The organism is Enterobacter cloacae complex sp. 309I3, from assembly GCF_050031595.1.
Taxonomy (GTDB): Bacteria; Pseudomonadota; Gammaproteobacteria; order Enterobacterales; family Enterobacteriaceae; genus Enterobacter; species Enterobacter cloacae.
Genome location: NZ_JBLGWI010000001.1, coordinates 974,049 through 996,010, shown reverse-complemented (window position 1 = coordinate 996,010; position 21,962 = coordinate 974,049). Strand labels below are relative to the sequence as shown.

The window sequence follows — 21,962 nt, the reverse complement described above, 5'->3', positions numbered from 1 at the left end:
GCTTATCGTCCAGCGAATTTTTAAGCGCGTTTATAAGACAGGATCGAAAATGAAAAAGAGCACTCTGGCATTAATGGTTATGGGCGTTGTGGCTTCCGCATCTGTTCACGCTGCCGAAGTTTATAATAAAAACGGCAACAAACTGGACGTGTACGGCAAAGTTAAAGCAATGCACTACATCAGCGATGACGATTCAAAAGATGGTGACCAGACATACGTGCGTTTCGGTTTTAAAGGTGAAACTCAGATTAACGATCAGCTGACGGGCTATGGCCGTTGGGAAGCGGAATTTGCGGGCAACAAAGCAGAGAGCGATTCCACTCAGAAAACGCGTCTGGCATTCGCCGGTCTGAAGCTGAAAGACTTTGGTTCTCTGGATTACGGTCGTAACCTGGGCGCGCTGTATGACGTGGAAGCGTGGACCGATATGTTCCCTGAGTTTGGCGGCGACTCTTCCGCGCAGACCGATAACTTCATGACCAAGCGTGCAAGCGGTCTTGCCACTTACCGTAACACCGACTTCTTTGGCGCGGTTGATGGTCTGGATATGACCCTGCAATATCAGGGTAAAAACGAAAACCGCGACGTCAAAAAACAGAACGGTGACGGTTTTGGTACGTCTCTGACCTATGACTTTGGCGGCAGCGATTTCGCGGTAAGCGGCGCGTACACCAACTCTGACCGTACTAACGCGCAGAACCTGCTGACCCGCGGCGAAGGCAAAAAAGCCGAAGCCTGGGCAACCGGTCTGAAATATGATGCGAACGATATCTACCTGGCGGCGATGTACTCCGAAACCCGCAATATGACCCCAATTTCTGGCGGCTTTGCCAATAAAGCGCAGAACTTTGAAGTGGTCGCACAATATCAGTTCGATTTCGGTCTGCGTCCATCCCTGGGTTATGTCCAGTCTAAAGGCAAGGATATCGAAGGTATTGGCGATGAAGATCTGGTGAAATATATCGACGTCGGCGCGACCTATTATTTCAACAAAAATATGTCCGCGTTTGTTGATTATAAAATCAACCAGATTGATGACGATAACAAACTGGGCGTGAGCAGCGATGATATCGTTGCCCTGGGTATGACCTACCAGTTCTGAGTCGGCAGTAATAAAAAAACCGGCATTAAGCCGGTTTTTTTGTGCCCGGAGGCGCTGCGCTTACCGGGCCTGCGGGATCATCACCCGGCATTATTTCATTTTTACGCCGTCAATTTCGCCTTTTCACTGGAAAAATCATCGGCAGGCTCAAGCTTCAGGTCCAGCGTGGCCAGTAAATCGCGCGCCTTGTCGTGGAACTCTTTCAGGGTATATTCCAGGCGGTCAATCACTTCCTGATCTTTGATGGTGGTGGCCTGCCAGTTGCCGTCTTTATTAAACAGGCCAAACTGGTAGCTGTAGGTAAAACGTTTCTCTTCTGCTTCCATTTCCATCCACCAGCCCCAGAATTCACGTTTTTCGGGTGCAGGCTTCACGTTGACGCATACAGCCAGGCAGTCGAAAAAAAAGCGATTCTCTTCACACTGCTCTTCTCGAATATACGGGCCAAGAGCCATGAACTTCTTAATCAATCTACTTTTCGGGTGTCCACTCGGTAACGTCATTACGATCTCCTTTTGTGAAGCCACTGTTTTACCAAACCATCAAAATTTAGCAATCTCTTAACACAATCTCTGGGCGATCCAACGCGTAATCTCTTTTAATGCTTTGTCAAAATTCTGATACACCGGGCTGAAGGGAACTTCCAGCAATTTGCCATCCGCAGATGACGATGTGATTAAGCGTGACTCCTCTTCCGGGCTGAACGGATCGTTTTTCCAGAAGCCGGACAGCATCGGCGTTGGACACCGGCGTCCCAGCAGGCCCTGCGTTTTTAACGAATAGCGATTGAGTTCCACGCGCAGCGCTTCGTCTGAAGCATCATGCATGCCAAGGCGGCTGGCCAGCACGTCGAGGTACATTTCCGGCACGCTGCCCTGACGGGCAGGATCGCTGAGCAGAGCGTGAACCACCGGCCCAAGACAGGCTACGGCCTTCAGGCGTGACGCCTCAAGATAGGCCAGACGCACGGCCACGTTCGCCCCAAAGCGGAAACCAAACGCCGCGACGCGGGTGTGGTCGACCCAGGGAATGTTTTCCAGCGCTTTCAGCGCATGCTGGTGCAGAAGACTGGAATCCTGCGTCAGTTTCCATTTGGAGGAAAAACCGATAGAGGGCATATCAAGCGTCAGCATCGCGATCCCTTTTGGGGCGAAGTAACGCTCATACAGGCTGTAATAGTCGATTTGCAGCGAATCCAGCCCACCGCACATCAGCACGGTCGGAAACGGGCCGTCGCCTTCAGGCATATGCAGGAACCCGGTCACGGGCGCGCCGCCGGGGATGGTGAACTCAAGCTCGCGCATCCGGCCCGGCAAGCGTTGGGCAGCCTCTTCATAGGCACGGTTTGCCAGCGCCTGCGCCTGCTCTGCCAGCTCATCCCCTTTTAAGTGCGGATAGGCGGCAATGGCGTAAAGATTGGCTGCGTGCAGCCAGTGCTTGCCGCTGAGGGTGGCGTCCTCTTCCTGGCTGGCTTTTTGCTGCCAGAGCATCGCCTGTTTCGACCATTCGTAGATCCAGTTGCCGCCGCGGTAACCCACCACCGTATCGTAGAGTTCGCTGTCGGTACGCTCGGCTTCACTCATGACGATACGCGCCTGCACATCGAGGATCTCACGCGGATCGATACCGCGCCAGATCCACATCAGGCGGTTAATCATGCGATACCAGTGAGGCACGTTTTTACCGTCTAATGCAGACTGGACGGCAGGCTGGTTCCCCGGATTGAAGCGACGCACCAGCGTCGAGGTTTCAGGGTGCTTGAAACGGGGTTTGAAGAGTGTCTCGGTGAGATTCGCCTGCGTCATTGCGTTGCCTCCATGGATACGTCATATAGTGTCCATTGTAACGCGTGGCAGAATAAAAAGAACAACGCCCGGCATAGCCGGGCGTGTAAAGTTACGTACGGAAATTAACGGCCGGAAATAGGCGGTACAAAGACCACGCCCATGTCCCATGGCTGTTCAATCCAGGTATCCTGTGGAATATCAATCACGTAATCATCAACCAGTGGGCGGCCCGCCGGTTTCGCAAAGATGGTGACGAAGTGTGCTTTTGGGTACATTTCGCGGATAGCCACCGCGGTACCACCGGTATCCACCAGGTCATCAATAACGATGAAACCTTCACCGTCGCCTTCCGCGCGTTTCAGCACTTTCAGCTCACGCTGGTTGTCGTGGTCATAGCTGGAAATGCAGACGGTATCGACATGACGAATACCCAGCTCACGGGCCAGCAGCGCCCCCGGTACCAGACCGCCACGGCTAACGGCAATAATGCCTTTCCACTGTTCAGAAGGCATCAGACGCGCGGCCAGTTTGCGTGCGTGGATCTGCAACATGTCCCAGGTGACGACGTATTTTTCGCTCATGTGAAGTGTCCCAGCCTGTTTTTATACGGCTTAAAAAGTGTTCGAGGGGGAAATAGGTTGCGCGAGATTATAGAGATCTGACGCACTAAAAACCAGTGTTTAGCGCCCTCTGCCTGAGTTTTTACATGCTTTATGCTACCAGCCATCGGAGAAAGTGGTATTCTCAGTTGCATCTCGCAAGCCTGACTTGTGGTAACTATTAACCTGCTAACCCTGTGACCTGCAACTCGCTTTGCAGGGCATCGACAAGGAGACTTATCGTGTCTGAACTGTCTCAATTATCTCCCCAGCCGCTGTGGGATATTTTTGCCAAAATCTGCTCCATTCCACACCCGTCTTACCATGAAGAACAGCTTGCCGAACATATTATGGGTTGGGCGAAGGAAAAAGGTCTGCACGCTGAACGCGACCAGGTTGGCAACATTCTGATCCGCAAACCGGCGACCGCAGGCATGGAAAACCGTAAACCGGTTGTGCTGCAGGCGCACCTGGACATGGTGCCACAGAAAAACAACGACACCGTTCACGACTTCACGAAAGACCCGATCCAGCCGTACATCGACGGCGACTGGGTGAAAGCACGCGGCACCACGCTGGGTGCAGATAACGGTATCGGTATGGCCTCTGCGCTGGCGGTACTGGCGGACGACAGCGTTCAGCACGGTCCACTGGAAGTGCTGCTGACCATGACCGAAGAAGCGGGCATGGACGGTGCGTTCGGTCTGCAGGCGAACTGGCTGCAGGCGGATATTCTGATCAACACCGACTCCGAAGAAGAAGGCGAGATCTACATGGGCTGCGCGGGCGGGATTGATTTTATCTCTACCCTGCCGCTCTCCCGTGAAGCGGTGCCTGCTGACTTCCAGACCTTCAAGCTGACGCTGAAAGGGCTGAAAGGCGGCCACTCCGGCGGTGATATTCACTTAGGCCTGGGCAACGCCAACAAACTGCTGGCACGCTTCCTGGCGGGCCACGCGGCTGAGCTGGACCTGCGTCTGGTCGATTTCAACGGCGGTACGCTGCGCAACGCAATCCCACGTGAAGCGTTCGCGACGGTAGCCGTTCCAGCTGCCAAAGCAGACGAGCTGAAAAAGCTCTCCAGCGTCTATCTGGATATCCTGAAAAACGAACTGTCCGCGAAAGAGAAGAACCTGACCGTAGTGCTGGAGTCCGTGTCCACGGATAAAGCCGCGCTGACCACCCAGTCTCGTGACACCTTTATTCAGCTGTTAAACGCGACACCAAACGGCGTGATCCGCAACTCAGACGTCGCGAAAGGGGTGGTTGAAACCTCTCTGAACGTGGGTGTGGTCACCATGGGCGACGACAGCGCAGAGATCATCTGCCTGATCCGATCGCTTATCGACACAGGTAAAGAGTATGTGGTGAGCATGCTGGAATCTCTGGGCACGCTGGCCGGAGCGAAAACCTCTGCCAAAGGCAGCTACCCAGGCTGGCAGCCGGACGCAAGCTCTCCGGTGATGGCACTGGTGCGTGAAACATACCAGCGTCTGTTCAACAGCACCCCGAACATTCAGGTGATCCACGCGGGTCTGGAATGTGGTCTGTTCAAGAAGCCGTACCCGAACATGGATATGGTCTCCATTGGGCCAACCATTACCGGACCACACTCGCCGGATGAGCAGGTTCACATTGAAAGCGTGGGCCATTACTGGACCCTGCTGACTGAACTGCTGAAAGCGATTCCTGCTAAGTAATACCCTCACCCCAGCCCTCTCCCAAAGGGAGAGGGTGAACAACGTCGCGCCACCGGCCTTTTTACAATCCCAATACCAGCTGACGTTCCAGCTGCGGATCCAGCAAGGTAACGTGTAACCCCACCAGCCTGACCCCTCGCCCGCCCCGACGTTCATCCCAGGCCTTTTTCGCCGTCGCGATGAGATCCTCTTTATTCAGGCGCGGCCAGACGTGCTCCTGAGTCGTCTGCTGAAAATCATTGAACTTAAGCTTCACGCCCTGACGGGCAATCAGCAGGTCCGGTTTGACCTTGATTAAGCGCCGTTCCAGTTCAGGATAGAGCTGCTCCGTAATGATGTTTTCGCATTCAGACCAGTCATGAATATCTTCAATCAGTGTGCGTTCAACTCCAACCGACTTTCGCAGCCGCTCGCTGCTGACACTGCGCTCGTCTATACCCTGACTGCGCTCCCACAGCACGCGGCCAAATTTTCCAAAGCGTTTAAGCAGCATGGCTAAATCGCTGCGCTGTACATCTTCGCAGGTTCGCAGCCCCATGCTTTCCAGCTTTGCCGCAGAGACTTTGCCTACGCCCGGGATTTTGCCGAGCGGCAGCGTTTTTAAAAACGCCGGGACCTCTTCCGGGGTGATAACGTACTGGCCGTCGGGCTTGTTGAGATCGGACGCTATTTTGGCGAGGAACTTCACCGGTGCGACACCTGCCGACGCGGTCAGATTCAGCTCCTGGAAGATAGTCCGGCGGATCTCCTGCGCCATCAGCGTCGCGGAGCCGTGACAGTGCACGCTGTCGGTGACATCAAGATAAGCTTCGTCCAGCGACAGAGGTTCAATCAGTGAGGTGTAGCGAGAGAAGATTTCGCGGATATGCAGGGACGCTTCTTTGTACGCCTCAAAGCGACCGGGTAAAAGCGTGAGATGAGGACAGAGCTTAAGGGCCATGGCGGTAGGCATGGCGCTGCGCACGCCAAATTTGCGCGCAGGATAGTTGGCGGTGCTGATTACACCGCGCTGGACACGGCTACCGCCAATGGCAATAGGAATATCCCGCAGCGCCGGGTTGTCACGCATCTCCACTGCGGCAAAAAAACAGTCCATATCGACATGGATTATTTTGCGCATTACGACCACCACACATGTATTTATATACAGTATATCAAAGTCTAAAAAATGCGACAGCAGATTTACCTTCTCTTATTTGTCATAAAAATATGATACAAAAAACAACACGTAACTTGTTGTATATATTAATTTTTTATGTGAATAAGGATATAAATTCATGAGAAAAATACTCGCGCTCTCTCTGCTGCTCGTGACGGGAACGAGCTTCGCTGGCCCACAGATCGTTGCCCACCGGGGCGGAACAGCCGACGCACCAGAAAACACAGTACAAGCGATCAAACTGGCCTTAGAGAATCAGGCTCAGGCAGTCTGGATAACCGTGCAGCTCAGTAAAGATGGCGTTCCGGTCCTGTATCGTCCTTCTGATTTAAAAGCGCTGACGAACAAAACAGGCAAAATCTCGGACTACACGCTTGCGGAGTTATCGGCAGTTGACGCTGGCTGGAGCTGGGGCGGTGAAACCCATCCGTGGCGTGGCAAAGGGGTGACGATCCCCACCCTGAAAAGCGTGCTGGAAACCTGGCCACAAACCCGGTTTTATATTGATATCAAATCACCTGACGCCGATCCGGCCACGATGGGAAAAGCGCTTCTTGCGGTGCTTAATGAGACCCAGAGTCTGGGGCGGGTGAGGGTTTATTCTACTGAGGACCGTTATCTTGCCTCGCTTCCGGCAGCAATCCCACGCTTTGTTACCCGCAGTGAAACGCGCTCCAGGCTGGTAACGGTATCGCTGAGCCACCAGTGCCTGCCACCAGAGCAGACGATGCAGGAGTACTGGTACGCGCTAGAGCTGAACAGAACCGTTGACGTGGTTGAGAAATTTACCCTTGGTGAAGGGGTGTCCCGCTCAACCCTCACCTGGGATAAAGAATCCATGGACTGTTTCCGCTCGCAGGGCAACAGTCACGTTATCTTGCTGGGCGTGAACACCGCCGAAGATTATAAAAAGGCAGAGGCGCTGCAGGCGGATGCGGTGATGGTCGACTCGCCCGCCGCCGCAAAAGCATGGGCTAAATAAGCCAGCAGGCCGCAATAATGCGGCCTGCTGTTATCGTTACGTCGCGATTTACAAAATTCGGCGCTGCTGCTCCCGCGCCATCCTTTTTTTACGGGCATCGCACGGTTCCGGGCAGTCGCAGACTTTTTCCATGCCAATGGACGAGATCCCACCGCAGCTGCCCTGAATGCTTTTGCGCTTGATGATCCAGCCTAACGACATGCCGAATATGACCAGTACAAAGACCGCGAAGGTTGCCAGAAACGTCAGCATCATCAGCCTCCAAAATCATCCAGCAGGATGTTCTCATCTTCCACGCCCAGATCTTTAAGCATCTTGATCACTGCGGCGTTCATCACTGGCGGACCACACATATAAAACTCGCAGTCTTCCGGCGCAGGATGCTGTTTGAGGTAGTTTTCATACAGCACGTTGTGGATGAAGCCCGTATGGCCGGTCCAGTTATCTTCCGGCTGCGGATCGGAGAGCGCCACATGGAAGGTGAAGTTAGGGTTTTCACGCGCCAGCTGTTCGAACTCATCGTCATAGAACATCTCACGCAGCGAACGCGCCCCGTACCAGAAGCTGATTTTACGCTGACTGCCAAGCCGCTTGAGCTGGTCGAAAATGTGCGAACGCATCGGCGCCATACCTGCACCACCGCCGATAAATACCATTTCGGCATCTGTTTCTTTCGCAAAGAACTCGCCAAACGGGCCGGAGATGGTCACCTTGTCGCCCGGTTTTAATGACCAGATATACGATGACATGATGCCCGGCGGCGCATGCGGTACCGCTGGCGGCGGCGTGGCGATACGCACGTTAAGCATGATGATACCCTTCTCTTCCGGGTAGTTCGCCATGGAGTAAGCACGAAGCGCGGGCTCTTTAACCTCAGAGACAAAGCGGAAGAGATTAAATTTATCCCAGTCGGCACGGTATTCATCAGGCACGTCGAAGTCAGCGTAGGCCACGGTGTGCTCCGGACATTCAATCTGGATATAGCCCCCCGCCCGGAACGGAACGCTCTCTCCTTCAGGCACCCGCAGTTTAAGCTCTTTGATAAAGGTGGCTTTGTTATCGTTGGAGATAACTTCGCATTCCCATTTTTTGACGCCGAAAATCTCCTCCGGCAGTTCAATTTTCATGTTCTGGCGCACCGCGACCTGACAGGCCAGACGGCAGCCCTCTTTCGCCTCACGCTTGGTGATGTGCGACAGCTCAGTGGGCAGAATATCGCCACCGCCCTCTTTCACCTTTACGCGGCACTGACCGCAGGAGCCACCGCCGCCGCAGGCCGAAGAGACGAAGATGCCGTTGCCGGCAAGCGTATTCAGCAGTTTATCGCCGGCTGGCGTGCGGATCTGGTTTTGCGGTTCATCGTTGATATCGATAATGACATCACCGGAATTCACCAGCTTCGCGCGCGCCACCAGAATCAACCCCGACAGCACTAGTACAATCAGCGTGAACATCGCCACGCCAAGCATAATTTCCATCAGTTAGCCCTTATAGCTGCACACCGGAGAAGGACATAAAGCCCAGCGCCATGAGACCGGTGGTGATAAAGGTAATCCCTAAGCCACGCAGGCCTGCAGGCACGTTGGCATATTTCATTTTTTCGCGGATCCCCGCCATGGTGACGATAGCCAGCATCCAGCCGATCCCGGAGCCGAAACCATACACAATTGATTCGCTGAAGTTGTAATCACGCTGAACCATAAACGAGACGCCACCGAAGATGGCGCAGTTCACCGCGATCAACGGCAGGAAGATCCCCAGCGCGTTGTAGAGTGACGGGAAATACTTATCAAGGATCATCTCAAGGATTTGCACCAGCGCCGCAATCACACCGATAAAGGTAATGAAGTTCAGGAAGCTGAGATCCACCCCCTCCACCAGCGCGCTGTCGCGCAGGACAAAGTTGTACACCAGGTTGTTGATCGGCACCGACAGGCCAAGCACCACGGTAACCGCTATGCCCAGGCCAAATGCCGTTGACACCTTTTTGGACACGGCAAGGAACGTACACATGCCGAGGAAGAACGCGAGCGCCATGTTTTCAACAAACACCGCGCGCACAAATAAACTCAGGTAATGAGCCATTGTCGGTTACTCCTTTTCCTGCTGTTCTGGCTTCAGGGTACGAATCAGCCAGATCAGCAAACCGATAATGAAAAATGCGCTTGGAGCCAGCAGGAACAGGCCGTTTGGCAGATACCAGCCGCCGTTCTGTACCGTGTCCAGCACCGTGATGCCAAACAGCTTACCGCTGCCAATCAACTCACGCAGGAACCCTACGGACAGCAGGATCACGCCGTAGCCGAGGCCGTTGCCGATGCCGTCCATAAAGCTCGCCAGCGGGGGCATTTTCATGGCATAGCCTTCTGCACGTCCCATCACGATACAGTTGGTGATAATCAGGCCCACAAATACCGAAAGCTGTTTCGATATTTCATAGGCAAAGGCGCGTAGCAGCTGATCGACCACGATCACCAGCGAGGCGATGATCGCCATCTGCACGATGATCCTCACGCTGTTGGGGATATGGTGGCGGATCATCGAGATAAACATGCTGGAAAACGCGGTAACCAGCGTTACTGCCAGCGTCATCACCACCGCCGTTTCCAGCTTGGTGGTCACCGCCAGGGCTGAACACACACCCAGCACCTGCAGCGTTATCGGGTTATTGGCTAAAAGTGGGCCAATCAGCACCTTTTTAACTTCTTTCAGTTCACCCGTATCAGCCATGGTTCAGCGCTCCTTCACGTACATTTTTCAGGAAAGGACCAAAACCGAGTTCGCCCATCCAGAAATCAAAACTGTGCTGCACCCCTTTGGAGGTGAGCGTGGCCCCGGATAGCCCGTCAACGGCATAGACATCGTCAGGACGCGCAGACCCTTTCATCACCTTCAGCGCAGGCGCTCCGCTGTCGTCGAGCACTTTCTTCCCGACAAACTGCGCGCGCCAGTTAGGGTTCTCCACTTCTCCACCGAGCCCCGGCGTTTCACCCTGGTCATAGTAGGTGATGCCTTTCACGGTGCGGCCATCCGTATCAAGCGCCACGAAGGCGTACATCATTGACCACAGGCCGTTGCCGTAGATGGGCAGCACCACTTCCTGCACCTGTTTTTGCTCATCACGTACGAGGTAGATTTCAGCCAGCTTGCTGCGACGCTTAATGCCCGCCGGATCCTGAGATGCGTCCAGCGTCATGCTCATCTGCGGGTCTTTTAATGCCAGCGCCTGGTTATATTTCGCCGGATCTTTATCCAGCAGCTGGCCCGTTTTTAAATCCACCAGACGCGCGGTGATGCGCTCAGCAAAGACGGCCGACACATCGTCTGCACTCATCCCTTCCTGCATCAGCCCGGCGACGGCCAGGATGTTGCTCTGTTTATCCAGCGCGCGCTGCTCCTGCTGTCGCGGCTTTAACCCCACGGCAGAACCAGCCACCACAATGGAACAGACCAGACACAGCACCAGCACCACCAGCAGCGTTTTGCCGATGCTGTCGTTATTTTTGATTTCAGCCACGTGCCTTCCTCCGCTTAATGTTGGCGCGCACGACCAGATAATCGAACAGTGGTGCAAACAGGTTGGCAAACAGAATGGCCAACATCATCCCTTCCGGATAGGCCGGGTTGACCACACGAATCAGGACACACATCACCCCGATGAGCACGCCATAGCTCCATTTCCCTCTGTCAGTAAAGGAAGCAGAGACCGGATCGGTGGCCATGAACATCATGCCGAAGGCGAAACCGCCCAGCACCAGATGCCAGTACCAGGGCATGGAGAACATCGGGTTGGTGGCGGAACCGATAAGGTTGAACAGTGTGGCAGTCAGCACCATGCCGATCATGACACCGGCGACAATCCGCCAGGAGGCCACGCGACCAAACAGGATGATCGCTCCGCCAATCAAAATCATCAGCGTGGAGACCTCCCCAATGGAGCCCGGGATGTTGCCCATAAACGCATCAAACCAGGTGACGGGTTGGCCTGTCGCATTGTTCACCAGCGTTTCACCGCCGTGCGCCGCCCATTGTGAAAGCGGTGTCGCCCCAGAGAAGCCGTCCGCAGCGGTCCAGACCAGATCGCCGGAGATTTGCGCCGGATAGGCAAAGAACAGGAACGCACGCCCTGCCAGCGCAGGGTTGAGGAAGTTACGCCCGGTTCCCCCGAAGATCTCTTTCGCGATGACCACACCAAAGCTGATCCCCAGCGCGGCCTGCCAGAGCGGTAACGTTGGCGGGACAATCAGGGCAAACAGAATGGAAGTAACAAAGAAGCCTTCGTTGATCTCATGTTTACGAATAATGGCAAACAGCACTTCCCAGAATCCACCCACGATAAATACCGTGATGTAGATCGGCAGGAAGAACACCGCCCCCAGCGTCATCATGCTGATCCAGCCCGCGTCTGGGGCAAAACTTACGCCAAGCGACTGTGCCAGACGGTAATGCCAGTCAGACTGGATCACCTGCGCCAGTTGCTGAGCATCGTACAGATGATGCAGCGCCGGAATGGTCTGCAGCCCCACGTTGTACATGCCCCAGAACATTGCCGGGAAGACGGCAAACCAGACCAGAATCATCATTCGCTTCAGGTCGATGGCGTCACGAACGTGCGCCGCGCCTTTCGTCACCAGACCTGGCGTGTAGAAAATGGTCGTCGTCGCTTCATACAGCGGGTAGTACTTCTTCAGTTTACCCTCGGTAAAATGCGGCTCTATTTTTTCAAAGAGGTGTTTTAAGCCCATGGTTATCCTTCCTGCTCAATGCGGGTTAACACCTCGCGCAATACCGGTCCATATTCGTATTTTCCCGGACAGACATAGGTACAGAGCGCCAGATCTTCTTCGTCCAGCTCCAGGCAACCCAGCGCCTGGGCGCTGTCGGTGTCCCCGGCAAGCAGATCGCGCAGCAGCACGGTGGGCAGAATATCAAGCGGCATAACACGCTCGTAGTTACCAATCGGCACCATGGCGCGCTCACCACCGTTTGTGCTGGTGGAGAAGTTGAACAGCTTATGACGCAGGAAGTGGCCGAGCGTGGTGCGGGTGACGGAATACTTTTCTGCACCTGGCAGCACCCAGCCGAAGAGCTCTTTCTCACGCCCTTCCAGCACAATGCTCACCTGCAGATGGAAGCGCCCCAGATAGGCCTGCGGCCCAACGGCATGACGGCCGCTGAGTACCGAACCGGAAATCAGACGGTTTTCACCCGCTTTGGTTTCGTCGTCCAGCAGTTCATTGATATCCGCCCCCAACAGCGTTGTCACCAGGCGCGGGTTTGCCGCCTGCGGCCCGCCAATCGCGATTACTCGCTCTGTGCAGAGCTTACCGGTGGTAAAGAGTTTGCCGATGGCAATCACGTCCTGATAGTTAAGGTGCCAGACCTGTTTTGTCAGGCTGACCGGCTCAAGGAAGTGAATATGCGTTCCCGCCAACCCCGCCGGATGCGGGCCTGCAAATTCATTGAACGTCACCTGTCCCTGCGGATGGCCGCCAAGTTTACCGGCACTGGCCTGGCACACGTGGACTTTCCCGGGCGTCAGCCGCGTGAGAACGGTCAGCCCAGCATCAAAGGCCTGACGTTGTGCCAGAATAACCGGCTGCGGGTCTGCACTGAGTGGGTTGGTGTCAATTGACGTAACGAAGATAGCGGCCGGAACCGTGCCAGGCACAGGCGTTTTGCTGAAAGGGCGTGTGCGAAATGCGGTCCACAAACCGGCGTCCAGCAGTTGCGCCTGAACGGTTTCACGGCTCAACGCCGTGAGGTCTGCGGCCTCATAATGGGCAAACTCACGCTGTTCATCCCCTTCAATGCGGATAACCACCGACTGCAACACGCGGCGTTCGCCACGGTTGATCGCCACAACGGTGCCGCTGGCAGGGGCGGTAAACATCACGCCGGGATTTTTTTTATCTTCGAAGAGCGCCTGCCCTTTAATGACGCGATCGTCCTGCTGGACCAGCATTGAGGGGCGCATCCCCACGTAATCGTCGCCCAGAATGGCAACATGGCGAACGCTTGCGCCTGCCGAAACGTGCTGTTCGGGCACGCCTGCGATGGGCAGGTCAAGTCCTTTTCTTATTTTAAACATGTGGTTAGCAAGTTTCCGTGAACAACTATTCTGAGGGCGTGAAGTGTACCATTTCCGGCGTTTTCCGGGCAGATAAAACTCAGCTGCAGGTGTCAAATTGCGAACTGATACGCAAAGTTCCTGGAGCCAGCGCGATTTTGATGGGTTATAAAGTAAAACTAATTTGTAAACTAACAGCTCCGCTCTTGCGAAAATCTATAGCGGTGCTAATGTGAGCGCTCCTAACAGATTAATCTGATTTCGGGTCTCTTTTGCCGTTCTGGCAAGTTGGTCTTAGTTTTATCAAGGAACTTGTAGTATGCGTAAAATCGCATTGTTCATTGCGATGCTCCTGATTCCGTGCGTGTCGTTTGCCGGGCTGCTCAGCAGCAACAGTTCAACCACGCCTGTGAGCAAAGAATATAAACAGCAGCTAATGGGATCCCCCGTTTATATTCAAATCTTCAAGGAAGAACGCACACTCGACCTGTTTGTGAAAATGGGTGAGACATATCAGCTGCTCGACAGCTACAAGATTTGTAACTATTCCGGTGGTCTGGGGCCAAAACAGCGTCAGGGCGATTTCAAAAGCCCGGAAGGGTTTTACAACGTTCAGCGTAACCAGCTAAAACCGGATAGCCGTTTCTATAAAGCGATTAATATCGGCTTCCCGAATGCCTTTGACCGTGCGCACGGTTACGAAGGTAAATATCTGATGATCCACGGTGCCTGTGTGTCCATCGGTTGTTACGCGATGACCGATTCCGGCATTGATGAGATTTTCCAGTTTGTCACGGGCGCACTGGTCTTTGGTCAGCCAAACGTTCAGGTCAGCATCTATCCGTTCCGCATGACCGATGCCAACATGGCGCGTCACAAGTACTCTTACTACGCGGATTTCTGGAAACAGCTAAAACCGGGCTATGACTATTTCGAGCAGACGCACAAGCCGCCTGTCGTCTCGGTTGTGGATGGCCGTTATGTGGTCAGCAAACCGCTGAGCCACGAAGTTGTCCACCCACAGCTGGCATCAAATTACACGGTCCCCGAGACAAAATAACACCCACTCGCCTGGCATAATCTTCTGCCAGGTCTCGTTGCCGGTCAGCGGCTGCGTGGCGATAACAGTGACCACATCATTTGGTGTGGTCTCTTTCTGAAAATCAATTTCCACATCCTGATCGAGCAGTTTTGCCACGCCAAACGGTGCACGACGGGTGATCCAGAAGAGATTCGTAGAGCAGAACGCCATCACATAGCGCCCGTCAGACAACAGCATGTTAAACACGCCCTTCTCGCGCAGTTCAGACGCCAGCGACGCAATATATTTAAATACCGCCGCCATGTTGCCAGGGGTGCGCGGATAACGCTCTGTCAGCTTATGCAGCAGCCAGCAAAAGGCTTTTTCGCTGTCGGTTTCGCCAACCGGGCGAAAATTACCGGTCTCCAGCGACTTATAGCCCGTAAGTTGCCCGTTATGCGCGTAGGTCCAGTTACGGCCCCACAGCTCACGGGTAAACGGATGGGTGTTTTCGAGCGCCACTTCGCCGCGGTTTGCCTGACGAATATGGGCGATGACCGAACAGGATTTAATGGGGTAATCCTGCACCAGCTTGGCAATCGGTGAGTTAAAGCTGGGTTGTGGATCCTTGAACGTGCGACACCCTTTGCCTTCGTAGAAGGTGATACCCCAGCCGTCTTTATGCGGCCCGGTTCCCCCACCGCGCTGTACCAGCCCGGTGAAACTAAAGCAGATATCGGTTGGCACATTGGCGCTCATCCCGAGCAGTTCGCACATAGATTACCTCCACTCCACAACTGCGGGGGGCACCGGTGCCCCCCAGCGAAGCCTTACTTAACCATCTCTTTTTCGATCAGCTGGATCAGGATGTGGATCACTTTGATGTGAATTTCCTGAATGCGGTCAGCATAACCGAAGTGCGGAACACGGATTTCAACGTCCGCGGTACCGTCCATCTTACCGCCATCTTTGCCCGTCAGGGTGATGACTTTCATCCCTTTTTCACGCGCCGCCGCAATCGCTTTGATCACGTTACCAGAGTTGCCCGAAGTGGAGATACCCAGCAGCACGTCACCTTCACGACCAACCGCTTCAACGTAGCGGGAGAAGATGTAGTCGTAACCGAAATCGTTGCCCACGCAGGAGATGTGGCTCACGTCGGAGATCGCAATCGCCGGGTAGCCCGGACGGTTTTCACGATAACGCCCGGTCAGCTCTTCTGCGAAGTGCATAGCGTCGCAGTGGGACCCCCCGTTACCGCAGGAGAGCACTTTGCCACCGGCTTTGAAACTGTCGGCCAGCAGGACCGCCGCGCGCTGAATAGCGTGAATATTGGCATCATCTTTCAGAAAGTTAGCCAGCGTTTCCGCCGCTTCGTTCAGTTCGTTACGAATAAGATCCTGGTACATGAGGATAATCCTTCAGTATTGATGAGATAACACAGTGGAGTGTACCGGATAGCAATAAAAGCGAGAAGCTAAAGGGATGCGAATCGTCTGACGTTTTGCGTTTTCGTGCCGGCAAACAAACGAACAATGTGAACCAGGTTGTAATTATTTTGTAAACACATTGCTAAAGGAAATAACATCAACTACAACCATATCATCACAAGTGGTCAGACCTCCTACAAGCAAGGGAGCTTTTCTTTATGATGATTTTGAGCATTCTCGCAACCGTTGTCCTGCTCGGTGTGCTGTTCTATCACCGTGTAAGTTTATTCCTGAGCAGCCTGATTCTTCTGGCCTGGACGGCTGCGCTTGGCGTCGCAGGTCTCTGGAATATCTGGCTTTTAGTGCCGCTGGCCATCATCCTTCTGCCGTTTAACTTTGCCCCGATGCGTAAGTCGATGATCTCCGCGCCGGTGTTCAAAGGTTTCCGCAAAGTGATGCCACCGATGTCGCGCACCGAGAAAGAAGCGATTGACGCCGGTACCACCTGGTGGGAAGGCGATCTGTTCCAGGGCAACCCGGACTGGAAAAAACTGCATAACTACCCGCAGCCGCGTCTGACAGCGGAAGAACAAGCCTTTATTGACGGCCCGGTAGAAGAAGCCTGCCGTATGGCCAATGACTTTGCCATCACCCATGAAATGGCCGACCTGCCGCCGGAGCTGTGGGCATACCTGAAAGAGCATCGCTTCTTCGCGATGATCATCAAAAAAGAGTACGGCGGTCTGGAATTCTCCGCGTACGCTCAGGCTCGCGTGCTGCAAAAACTGGCTGGCGTCTCCGGGATCCTGGCGATCACCGTGGGCGTACCTAACTCCTTAGGCCCGGGCGAACTGCTGCAGCATTACGGTACAAAAGAGCAGAAAGATCACTATCTGCCGCGTCTGGCACGCGGTCAGGAAATTCCATGCTTCGCACTGACCAGCCCGGAAGCGGGTTCCGATGCAGGCGCCATCCCGGATACCGGCGTAGTCTGCATGGGCGAATGGCAGGGCGAACAGGTGCTGGGTATGCGCCTGACCTGGAACAAACGCTACATTACGCTCGCGCCTGTCGCTACCGTGCTGGGCCTTGCGTTTAAACTCTCCGACCCGGAAAAACTGCTGGGTGGTGAAGAAGATCTGGGCATTACCTGTGCGCTGATCCCCACCTCTACCCCGGGCGTTGAAATTGGTCGTCGCCACTTCCCGCTGAACGTGCCGTTCCAGAACGGTCCGACCCGCGGTCAGGATATCTTTGTCCCGATTGATTACATCATCGGTGGGCCGAAAATGGCCGGTCAGGGCTGGCGTATGCTGGTGGAATGTCTGTCCGTTGGTCGCGGCATTACCCTGCCGTCGAACTCAACCGGCGGGCTGAAATCGGTGGCGATGGGGATTGGTGCCTACGCGCACATCCGTCGTCAGTTCAAAATCTCCATCGGCAAGATGGAAGGGATCGAAGAGCCGCTGGCGCGTATCGCAGGCAACGCCTACGTGATGGATGCCGCCGCGTCGTTAATTACCTACGGCATTATGCTGGGTGAAAAACCGGCCGTACTGTCCGCGATTGTGAAGTACCACTGCACCCACCGCGCACAGCAGTCGATCATTGATGCAATGGATATCGCAGGTGGTAAAGGCATTATGCTCGGCGAAGGCAACTTCCTGGCGCGTGGCTATCAGGGCGCACCGATCGCCATCACCGTAGAAGGGGCAAACATCCTGACCCGCAGCATGATGATCTTCGGCCAGGGGGCGATTCGCTGCCATCCGTACGTGCTGGAAGAGATGGCCGCCGCGCAGAACAACGACGTGGATGCCTTCGACAAGCTGCTGTTCAAACATATCGGTCATGTAGGCAGCAATAAAGTGCGCAGCTTCTGGCTGGGTCTGACCCGCGGGCTGACCAGCGCCACGCCAACCCATGATGCGACAAAACGTTATTACCAGCATCTGAACCGGCTGAGCGCCAACCTGGCGCTGCTGTCCGACGTCTCCATGGCAGTGCTGGGCGGTAGCCTGAAGCGTCGCGAGCGCATCTCTGCCCGTCTGGGTGATGTGCTGAGCCAGCTCTACCTGGCTTCTGCGGTACTGAAACGCTACGACGACGAAGGCCGTCAGGAAGCGGATCTGCCGCTGGTGCACTGGGGGGTGCAGGATGCGCTGTATCAGGCCGAGCAGGCGATTGACGATCTGCTGGTGAACTTCCCTAACCGTCTGGTGGCAGGTGCCCTGCGCGTGGCGATCTTCCCGACCGGTCGTCATCATCTGGCGCCGTCTGACAAGCTGGATCATAAAGTGGCGAAAATCCTGCAGGTACCGAGTGCAACCCGCTCACGTATCGGCCGAGGTCAGTATCTGGCGCCAACGCCACATAACCCGGTGGGTCTGCTGGAAGAGGCGCTGCTGGACGTGATGGCCGCCGACCCGATTCACCAGAAGATCTGTAAACAGCTGGGCAAAAACCTGCCGTTTACCCGCCTGGATGAACTGGCGAAACAGGCACTGGCGGGTGGCATCATTGACAACAGCGAAGCCGCACTCCTGGTGAAAGCCGAAGAGAGCCGTCTGCGCAGCATTAACGTCGATGATTTCGAACCGGACGAGCTGGCAACACAGCCGGTAAAGCTGCCGGAGAAAGACCGCAAACCTGAAGCCGCTTAACGCGTTTCGTCCTGAAAAACCCCGCCACGTGCGGGGTTTTTTATTGCCATCTTTTCTCTTTATGTCGTGCTACAGTGTCAAAAAGGGTCGTTTGAGGAGTCTGAATTGTGCCTGGTCTGAAGATTTCTATTTTGCAGCAACCTTTAGTGTGGATGGATGGCCCTGCCAACCTGCGCCACTTTGATCGTCAACTGGAAGGCATTACCGGGCGCGATGTGATTGTCCTGCCGGAGATGTTCACCACGGGCTTCGCGATGGAAGCCGCACAACAGTCGATGCCGCAGGATGAGGTGGTCGCCTGGATGCACGCCAAAGCGCAGCAGACCAACGCGCTGATCGCCGGTAGCGCCGCCCTGCAAACGGAACGCGGCCCGGTGAACCGCTTCCTGCTGGTTGAGCCGGAGGGGAAGGTCCATTTTTACGATAAGCGCCACCTGTTCCGCATGGCCGATGAGCATCATCATTATCAAGCCGGCAACGAACGCGTGGTGTTTGAATGGCGCGGCTGGCGTATTCTGCCGCTGGTCTGCTACGACCTGCGCTTCCCGGTCTGGTCGCGCAACCGCAACGATTACGACCTGGCGCTGTATGTCGCCAACTGGCCTGCGCCGCGCTCCCTGCACTGGCAGTCGCTGCTGGTGGCACGCGCAATTGAAAACCAGGCGTACGTGGTGGGGTGTAACCGCGTGGGAACAGACGGCAACGGACATCACTACCGGGGCGATAGCCGGGTGGTGAATCCGCAGGGCGAGATCATCGCCACCGCCGAACCGCATCAGGCGACGCGCATTGATGCCGAGCTGTCGTTGACGGCGCTAAAGGAGTATCGCGAGAAGTTCCCCGCCTGGCAGGATGCGGATCCGTTTAGTATTGGCTGAAAAAAGCCGGGTGGCGGCGATGCCTTACCCGGCCTACAAAAAGCACAGCGTAGGCCCGGTAAGCGCAGCGCCACCGGGCGTTAATCAACTCACCAGCGCCTGCCCGTCTTTGCGGCTCTCCGTCGCGGCCACGTAGTGCCCTTCCGGCATCCGGTAAATCACCTGCGCACCGCCAAAGTTATACTCCTGGAGCGGATCTTCCACGACGATGTGGTGGCCACGTTCACGCAGGGCAGCAATGGTGTTGCGATCGAACGTCGATTCGACGATCACCTCCCGGCCCTGCACCACGCGCCAGCGCGGGGCGTCGATTGCTGCCTGCGGGTTTTGCCCGTGCAGCATGATGCGCAGCGCCATCTGCATATGCCCTTGCGCCTGCATTGGCCCACCCATCACACCAAAAGACATCAGCGGCTGGCCGTTGCCGTCCATCGCAAAACCCGGAATGATGGTGTGGAACGGACGCTTGCTGCCCGCCAGCGCGTTCGGGTGCTTCGGATCCAGCACAAATCCGCAGCCGCGGTTTTGCAGGCTGATGCCGGTATCCGGTACCACAATCCCTGAACCAAAGCCCATATAGTTGGACTGGATAAACGAAACCATCATCCCGCTGGCATCTGCGGTGCTGATGTAGACCGTGCCGCTCTGCGTCGGCGAACCGTACTCAAAATCCGAGGCTTTATCAGGATCGATAAGCGCCGCGCGCGATTTCAGATAATGGTCGCTCAGCAGCTCTTTAGCCGCAAACTCCATGTGCGCTTCATCCGCCACGTAGCGGTCGAGATCCGCCAGCGCCAGCTTCATCGCCTCAATGGATAAATGCAGGGATTGCACGGAGTCCGGATGATGGTGCTCAATGCCGCACTGCTCCAGAATGCCGAGCGCAATCAACGTGGCGATCCCCTGCCCGTTCGGCGGCAGCTCCTGCACCGAACCGCCGGCAAAGTCGCGCGACAACAGCTCCACCCAGTCCACACGATGGTTCGCCAGATCCTCAGCCGTCAGATGTGCGCCGTGCGCTTTGGCGAAGGCGGCAATTTTCTGCGCCAGCTCGCCCCGATAAAACGCCTCGCCGTTGGTTTTTGCAATCAGCTCCAGCGAGTTAGCCTGCGCCGGGTTACGGAAGATCTCCCCTACGCGCGGGGCGCGGCCTTCCGGTGCGAAGCAGGCGCTAAAGCCCGGCTGGTCTTTGAGTTTGTTATAACCGCGCTGCCAGAGATGGCCAATCAGCGGCGAAACCGGGAAACCGTTACGCGCATACTCAATGGCAGGCTGCGCCAGCGTGGTCAGCGGCAGCGTGCCAAAACGTTCCGCCAGCGCCACCCAGCCCGATACCGCACCGGGCACGGTTACCGCATCCCAGCCGATTTCCGGCATCGCCGTTTTGCCAGCGAACAGATCCGCATGCCAGCTCGCAGGCGAGCGGCCAGAGGCGTTCAGGCCGTGGAGCTTTTCGCCATCCCAGACGATGCCGAAGGCATCGCTGCCAATCCCGTTACCGGTGGGTTCTACCACCGTCAGCGCCATCGCGGTGGCGACAGCCGCATCAACGGCGTTGCCGCCCAGCTGCAGCATCTTCATCCCCGCCTGCGCCGCCAGCGGCTGCGAGGTGGCAACCGCGTTATGGCCCATCATCGGTGGGCGTCGTGAAGCGTAACCGGACGTAAAATCAAGCGCTTTGGTCATCATGACTCCTTAGTCGTGGCGCGGATCGAGCGCATCGCGCAGCCCGTCGCCGAGTAAATTAAAGCCCTGCACGGCAAGGAAAATCGCCACGCCGGGGAAGACGGACATCCAGGGCGCCTGCTCAAGGAAGCCTTTGGCGGTGTTAAGCATTGAGCCCCAGGAGGGGTTCGGCGGCTGCTGCCCCAGACCCAGAAACGAGAGACTGGCTTCGGCGATAATCGCCGAGGCAATGGCCAGCGTGGCCTGCACCAGAATGGGTGACATCACGTTCGGCAGGACATATTTGATGATGATCCAGCGATCCGGCAGGCCTATCGCCCGCGCGCCGTCGATGTACTCTTCGTTGCGAATGGCGATCACCTGGCCGCGCGTGAGACGGGCGAAGATCGGCATCGCGGAAAGGCCAATGGCGATCATGGCATTGGTCAGGCTTGGCCCTAAAAACGCCCCGAGGGCGATCGCCATGATCAGGAACGGACAGGCCAGCAGCGCTTCGATAACGCGTGAGATCACCCCATCCCACATCTTCTGAAAGTAACCAGCCACCAGCCCCAGCGGCACGCCGATGACCACGGCGATGACCACCGACATACACCCCGCCATCAGCGAGGTTCTGGCTCCCCAGATAATGCGGGATAAAATATCGCGCCCCAGCTCGTCGGTGCCGAACCAGTACATCACCGAGGGCGCTTTGCGCACCGCGAGGAAATTCGCCTTCACCGGATCGAACGGCGCGATCCACGGTGCAAGCAGCGCCACCAGCACAAAGAAGCCCACAATCACCGCGCCGATCACCGCGCTTTTATTGGCGAGAAATTTCTTCAGCACCCGGTTCTGCGCGCGGGGCAGAACCGGCGCAACGGTTTGAGTTGTCAGTTCCGCCAT

21 protein-coding genes are annotated in these 21,962 nt (G+C 55.8%); 6 read left to right on the top strand and 15 right to left on the bottom strand.

Annotation, left to right across the window (positions count from 1 at the left end):
- The first annotated feature begins 49 nt into the window (after positions 1-49).
- Positions 50-1,102, top strand: coding sequence for a phosphoporin PhoE (phoE, locus tag ACQG22_RS04590; RefSeq protein WP_013095744.1), 1,053 nt, complete (start codon positions 50-52; stop codon positions 1,100-1,102).
- A gap of 101 nt (positions 1,103-1,203) precedes the next feature.
- Here phoE and crl read toward each other — a convergent pair whose 3' ends face one another.
- From crl to gpt, 3 genes are all read right to left on the bottom strand, one after another.
- Positions 1,204-1,605 (bottom strand): sigma factor-binding protein Crl, encoded by a 402-nt coding sequence (crl, locus tag ACQG22_RS04585; RefSeq protein WP_023620943.1) that lies wholly within the window; start codon positions 1,603-1,605, stop codon positions 1,204-1,206.
- Between the two features lie 57 nt (positions 1,606-1,662).
- Positions 1,663-2,907, bottom strand: coding sequence for an esterase FrsA (frsA, locus tag ACQG22_RS04580; RefSeq protein ID WP_023620942.1), 1,245 nt, complete (start codon positions 2,905-2,907; stop codon positions 1,663-1,665).
- 104 nt (positions 2,908-3,011) lie between these two features.
- Positions 3,012-3,470 carry a xanthine phosphoribosyltransferase gene (gene gpt / locus ACQG22_RS04575; protein WP_003863205.1) on the bottom strand — a complete coding sequence of 153 codons (459 nt, stop codon included), beginning with the start codon at positions 3,468-3,470 and terminating at the stop codon, positions 3,012-3,014.
- Between the two features lie 260 nt (positions 3,471-3,730).
- Between gpt and pepD the strand changes: the two genes are divergently transcribed.
- A complete protein-coding gene (gene pepD / locus ACQG22_RS04570; RefSeq protein ID WP_058681077.1) occupies positions 3,731-5,188 on the top strand; it encodes a cytosol nonspecific dipeptidase in 1,458 nt (485 codons plus the stop codon).
- A 61-nt stretch (positions 5,189-5,249) separates the two neighbouring features.
- Here pepD and dinB read toward each other — a convergent pair whose 3' ends face one another.
- Positions 5,250-6,308, bottom strand: a complete 1,059-nt coding sequence (gene dinB / locus ACQG22_RS04565; protein ID WP_058684264.1) for a DNA polymerase IV — start codon at positions 6,306-6,308, stop codon at positions 5,250-5,252.
- A 157-nt stretch (positions 6,309-6,465) separates the two neighbouring features.
- On the opposite strand from dinB, the gene ACQG22_RS04560 reads away from it, so the two are divergent.
- A complete protein-coding gene (locus ACQG22_RS04560) occupies positions 6,466-7,329 on the top strand; it encodes a glycerophosphodiester phosphodiesterase family protein (protein ID WP_020686316.1) in 864 nt (287 codons plus the stop codon).
- Between the two features lie 48 nt (positions 7,330-7,377).
- Here ACQG22_RS04560 and nqrM read toward each other — a convergent pair whose 3' ends face one another.
- The 7 genes from nqrM to ACQG22_RS04525 are packed head-to-tail and all read right to left on the bottom strand — an operon-like array spanning position 7,378 to position 13,420.
- The gene (gene nqrM, locus ACQG22_RS04555; protein ID WP_020686315.1) at positions 7,378-7,584 is read right to left on the bottom strand and encodes a (Na+)-NQR maturation NqrM; all 207 of its coding nucleotides are present in this window, start codon (positions 7,582-7,584) and stop codon (positions 7,378-7,380) included.
- Complete coding sequence (nqrF, locus tag ACQG22_RS04550) at positions 7,584-8,807, bottom strand: NADH:ubiquinone reductase (Na(+)-transporting) subunit F (RefSeq protein WP_013095735.1); 1,224 nt, start codon at positions 8,805-8,807, stop codon at positions 7,584-7,586. The genes nqrM and nqrF overlap by 1 nt, the downstream gene beginning before the upstream one ends.
- 10 nt (positions 8,808-8,817) lie before the next feature.
- Entirely contained in the window at positions 8,818-9,414 is a 597-nt protein-coding gene (gene nqrE, locus ACQG22_RS04545; protein WP_013095734.1) for an NADH:ubiquinone reductase (Na(+)-transporting) subunit E, read from the bottom strand.
- A gap of 6 nt (positions 9,415-9,420) precedes the next feature.
- Positions 9,421-10,059, bottom strand: a complete 639-nt coding sequence (locus ACQG22_RS04540; RefSeq protein ID WP_013095733.1) for an NADH:ubiquinone reductase (Na(+)-transporting) subunit D — start codon at positions 10,057-10,059, stop codon at positions 9,421-9,423.
- Entirely contained in the window at positions 10,052-10,846 is a 795-nt protein-coding gene (locus ACQG22_RS04535) for a Na(+)-translocating NADH-quinone reductase subunit C (protein WP_369706577.1), read from the bottom strand. Before ACQG22_RS04535 ends, ACQG22_RS04540 begins: the two co-directional genes overlap by 8 nt.
- Positions 10,839-12,074 carry an NADH:ubiquinone reductase (Na(+)-transporting) subunit B gene (locus tag ACQG22_RS04530; RefSeq protein ID WP_013095731.1) on the bottom strand — a complete coding sequence of 412 codons (1,236 nt, stop codon included), beginning with the start codon at positions 12,072-12,074 and terminating at the stop codon, positions 10,839-10,841. Before ACQG22_RS04530 ends, ACQG22_RS04535 begins: the two co-directional genes overlap by 8 nt.
- 2 nt (positions 12,075-12,076) lie before the next feature.
- Positions 12,077-13,420 carry a Na(+)-translocating NADH-quinone reductase subunit A gene (locus ACQG22_RS04525; protein ID WP_369706576.1) on the bottom strand — a complete coding sequence of 448 codons (1,344 nt, stop codon included), beginning with the start codon at positions 13,418-13,420 and terminating at the stop codon, positions 12,077-12,079.
- Positions 13,421-13,718: 298 nt separating this feature from the next.
- Between ACQG22_RS04525 and dpaA the strand changes: the two genes are divergently transcribed.
- Entirely contained in the window at positions 13,719-14,459 is a 741-nt protein-coding gene (gene dpaA, locus ACQG22_RS04520) for a peptidoglycan meso-diaminopimelic acid protein amidase (RefSeq protein WP_013095729.1), read from the top strand.
- Here the strand turns inward: dpaA and ACQG22_RS04515 are convergent.
- Both ACQG22_RS04515 and lpcA read right to left on the bottom strand, forming a co-directional pair.
- A complete protein-coding gene (locus ACQG22_RS04515) occupies positions 14,430-15,197 on the bottom strand; it encodes a class II glutamine amidotransferase (protein ID WP_013095728.1) in 768 nt (255 codons plus the stop codon). The genes dpaA and ACQG22_RS04515 overlap by 30 nt on opposite strands.
- A gap of 53 nt (positions 15,198-15,250) precedes the next feature.
- Positions 15,251-15,829 (bottom strand): D-sedoheptulose 7-phosphate isomerase, encoded by a 579-nt coding sequence (gene lpcA / locus ACQG22_RS04510; RefSeq protein WP_013095727.1) that lies wholly within the window; start codon positions 15,827-15,829, stop codon positions 15,251-15,253.
- Between the two features lie 239 nt (positions 15,830-16,068).
- Between lpcA and fadE the strand changes: the two genes are divergently transcribed.
- Positions 16,069-18,513, top strand: coding sequence for an acyl-CoA dehydrogenase FadE (gene fadE / locus ACQG22_RS04505; RefSeq protein ID WP_369706575.1), 2,445 nt, complete (start codon positions 16,069-16,071; stop codon positions 18,511-18,513).
- Between the two features lie 107 nt (positions 18,514-18,620).
- Positions 18,621-19,391 carry an amidohydrolase gene (locus ACQG22_RS04500; RefSeq protein WP_029882429.1) on the top strand — a complete coding sequence of 257 codons (771 nt, stop codon included), beginning with the start codon at positions 18,621-18,623 and terminating at the stop codon, positions 19,389-19,391.
- 84 nt (positions 19,392-19,475) lie between these two features.
- On the opposite strand, the gene ACQG22_RS04495 is transcribed toward ACQG22_RS04500, so the two are convergent.
- Together ACQG22_RS04495 and ACQG22_RS04490 are read right to left on the bottom strand one after the other, a co-directional pair.
- Entirely contained in the window at positions 19,476-21,077 is a 1,602-nt protein-coding gene (locus ACQG22_RS04495; protein ID WP_369706604.1) for a gamma-glutamyltransferase family protein, read from the bottom strand.
- A gap of 9 nt (positions 21,078-21,086) precedes the next feature.
- Positions 21,087-21,962: an ABC transporter permease gene (locus ACQG22_RS04490; protein WP_102752171.1), complete on the bottom strand. Its 876-nt coding sequence runs from the start codon at positions 21,960-21,962 to the stop codon at positions 21,087-21,089.

Coding starts and splice junctions, on each gene's coding strand:
- phoE (WP_013095744.1), top strand. CDS start 50: ATGAAAAAGAGCACTCTGGCATTAATGGTTATGGGCGTTGTGGCTTCC.
- crl (WP_023620943.1), bottom strand. CDS start 1,605: ATGACGTTACCGAGTGGACACCCGAAAAGTAGATTGATTAAGAAGTTC.
- frsA (WP_023620942.1), bottom strand. CDS start 2,907: ATGACGCAGGCGAATCTCACCGAGACACTCTTCAAACCCCGTTTCAAG.
- gpt (WP_003863205.1), bottom strand. CDS start 3,470: ATGAGCGAAAAATACGTCGTCACCTGGGACATGTTGCAGATCCACGCA.
- dinB (WP_058684264.1), bottom strand. CDS start 6,308: ATGCGCAAAATAATCCATGTCGATATGGACTGTTTTTTTGCCGCAGTG.
- ACQG22_RS04560 (WP_020686316.1), top strand. CDS start 6,466: ATGAGAAAAATACTCGCGCTCTCTCTGCTGCTCGTGACGGGAACGAGC.
- nqrM (WP_020686315.1), bottom strand. CDS start 7,584: ATGATGCTGACGTTTCTGGCAACCTTCGCGGTCTTTGTACTGGTCATA.
- nqrF (WP_013095735.1), bottom strand. CDS start 8,807: ATGGAAATTATGCTTGGCGTGGCGATGTTCACGCTGATTGTACTAGTG.
- nqrE (WP_013095734.1), bottom strand. CDS start 9,414: ATGGCTCATTACCTGAGTTTATTTGTGCGCGCGGTGTTTGTTGAAAAC.
- ACQG22_RS04540 (WP_013095733.1), bottom strand. CDS start 10,059: ATGGCTGATACGGGTGAACTGAAAGAAGTTAAAAAGGTGCTGATTGGC.
- ACQG22_RS04530 (WP_013095731.1), bottom strand. CDS start 12,074: ATGGGCTTAAAACACCTCTTTGAAAAAATAGAGCCGCATTTTACCGAG.
- ACQG22_RS04525 (WP_369706576.1), bottom strand. CDS start 13,420: ATGTTTAAAATAAGAAAAGGACTTGACCTGCCCATCGCAGGCGTGCCC.
- dpaA (WP_013095729.1), top strand. CDS start 13,719: ATGCGTAAAATCGCATTGTTCATTGCGATGCTCCTGATTCCGTGCGTG.
- ACQG22_RS04515 (WP_013095728.1), bottom strand. CDS start 15,197: ATGTGCGAACTGCTCGGGATGAGCGCCAATGTGCCAACCGATATCTGC.
- lpcA (WP_013095727.1), bottom strand. CDS start 15,829: ATGTACCAGGATCTTATTCGTAACGAACTGAACGAAGCGGCGGAAACG.
- fadE (WP_369706575.1), top strand. CDS start 16,069: ATGATGATTTTGAGCATTCTCGCAACCGTTGTCCTGCTCGGTGTGCTG.
- ACQG22_RS04495 (WP_369706604.1), bottom strand. CDS start 21,077: ATGACCAAAGCGCTTGATTTTACGTCCGGTTACGCTTCACGACGCCCA.
- ACQG22_RS04490 (WP_102752171.1), bottom strand. CDS start 21,962: ATGGCGGAACTGACAACTCAAACCGTTGCGCCGGTTCTGCCCCGCGCG.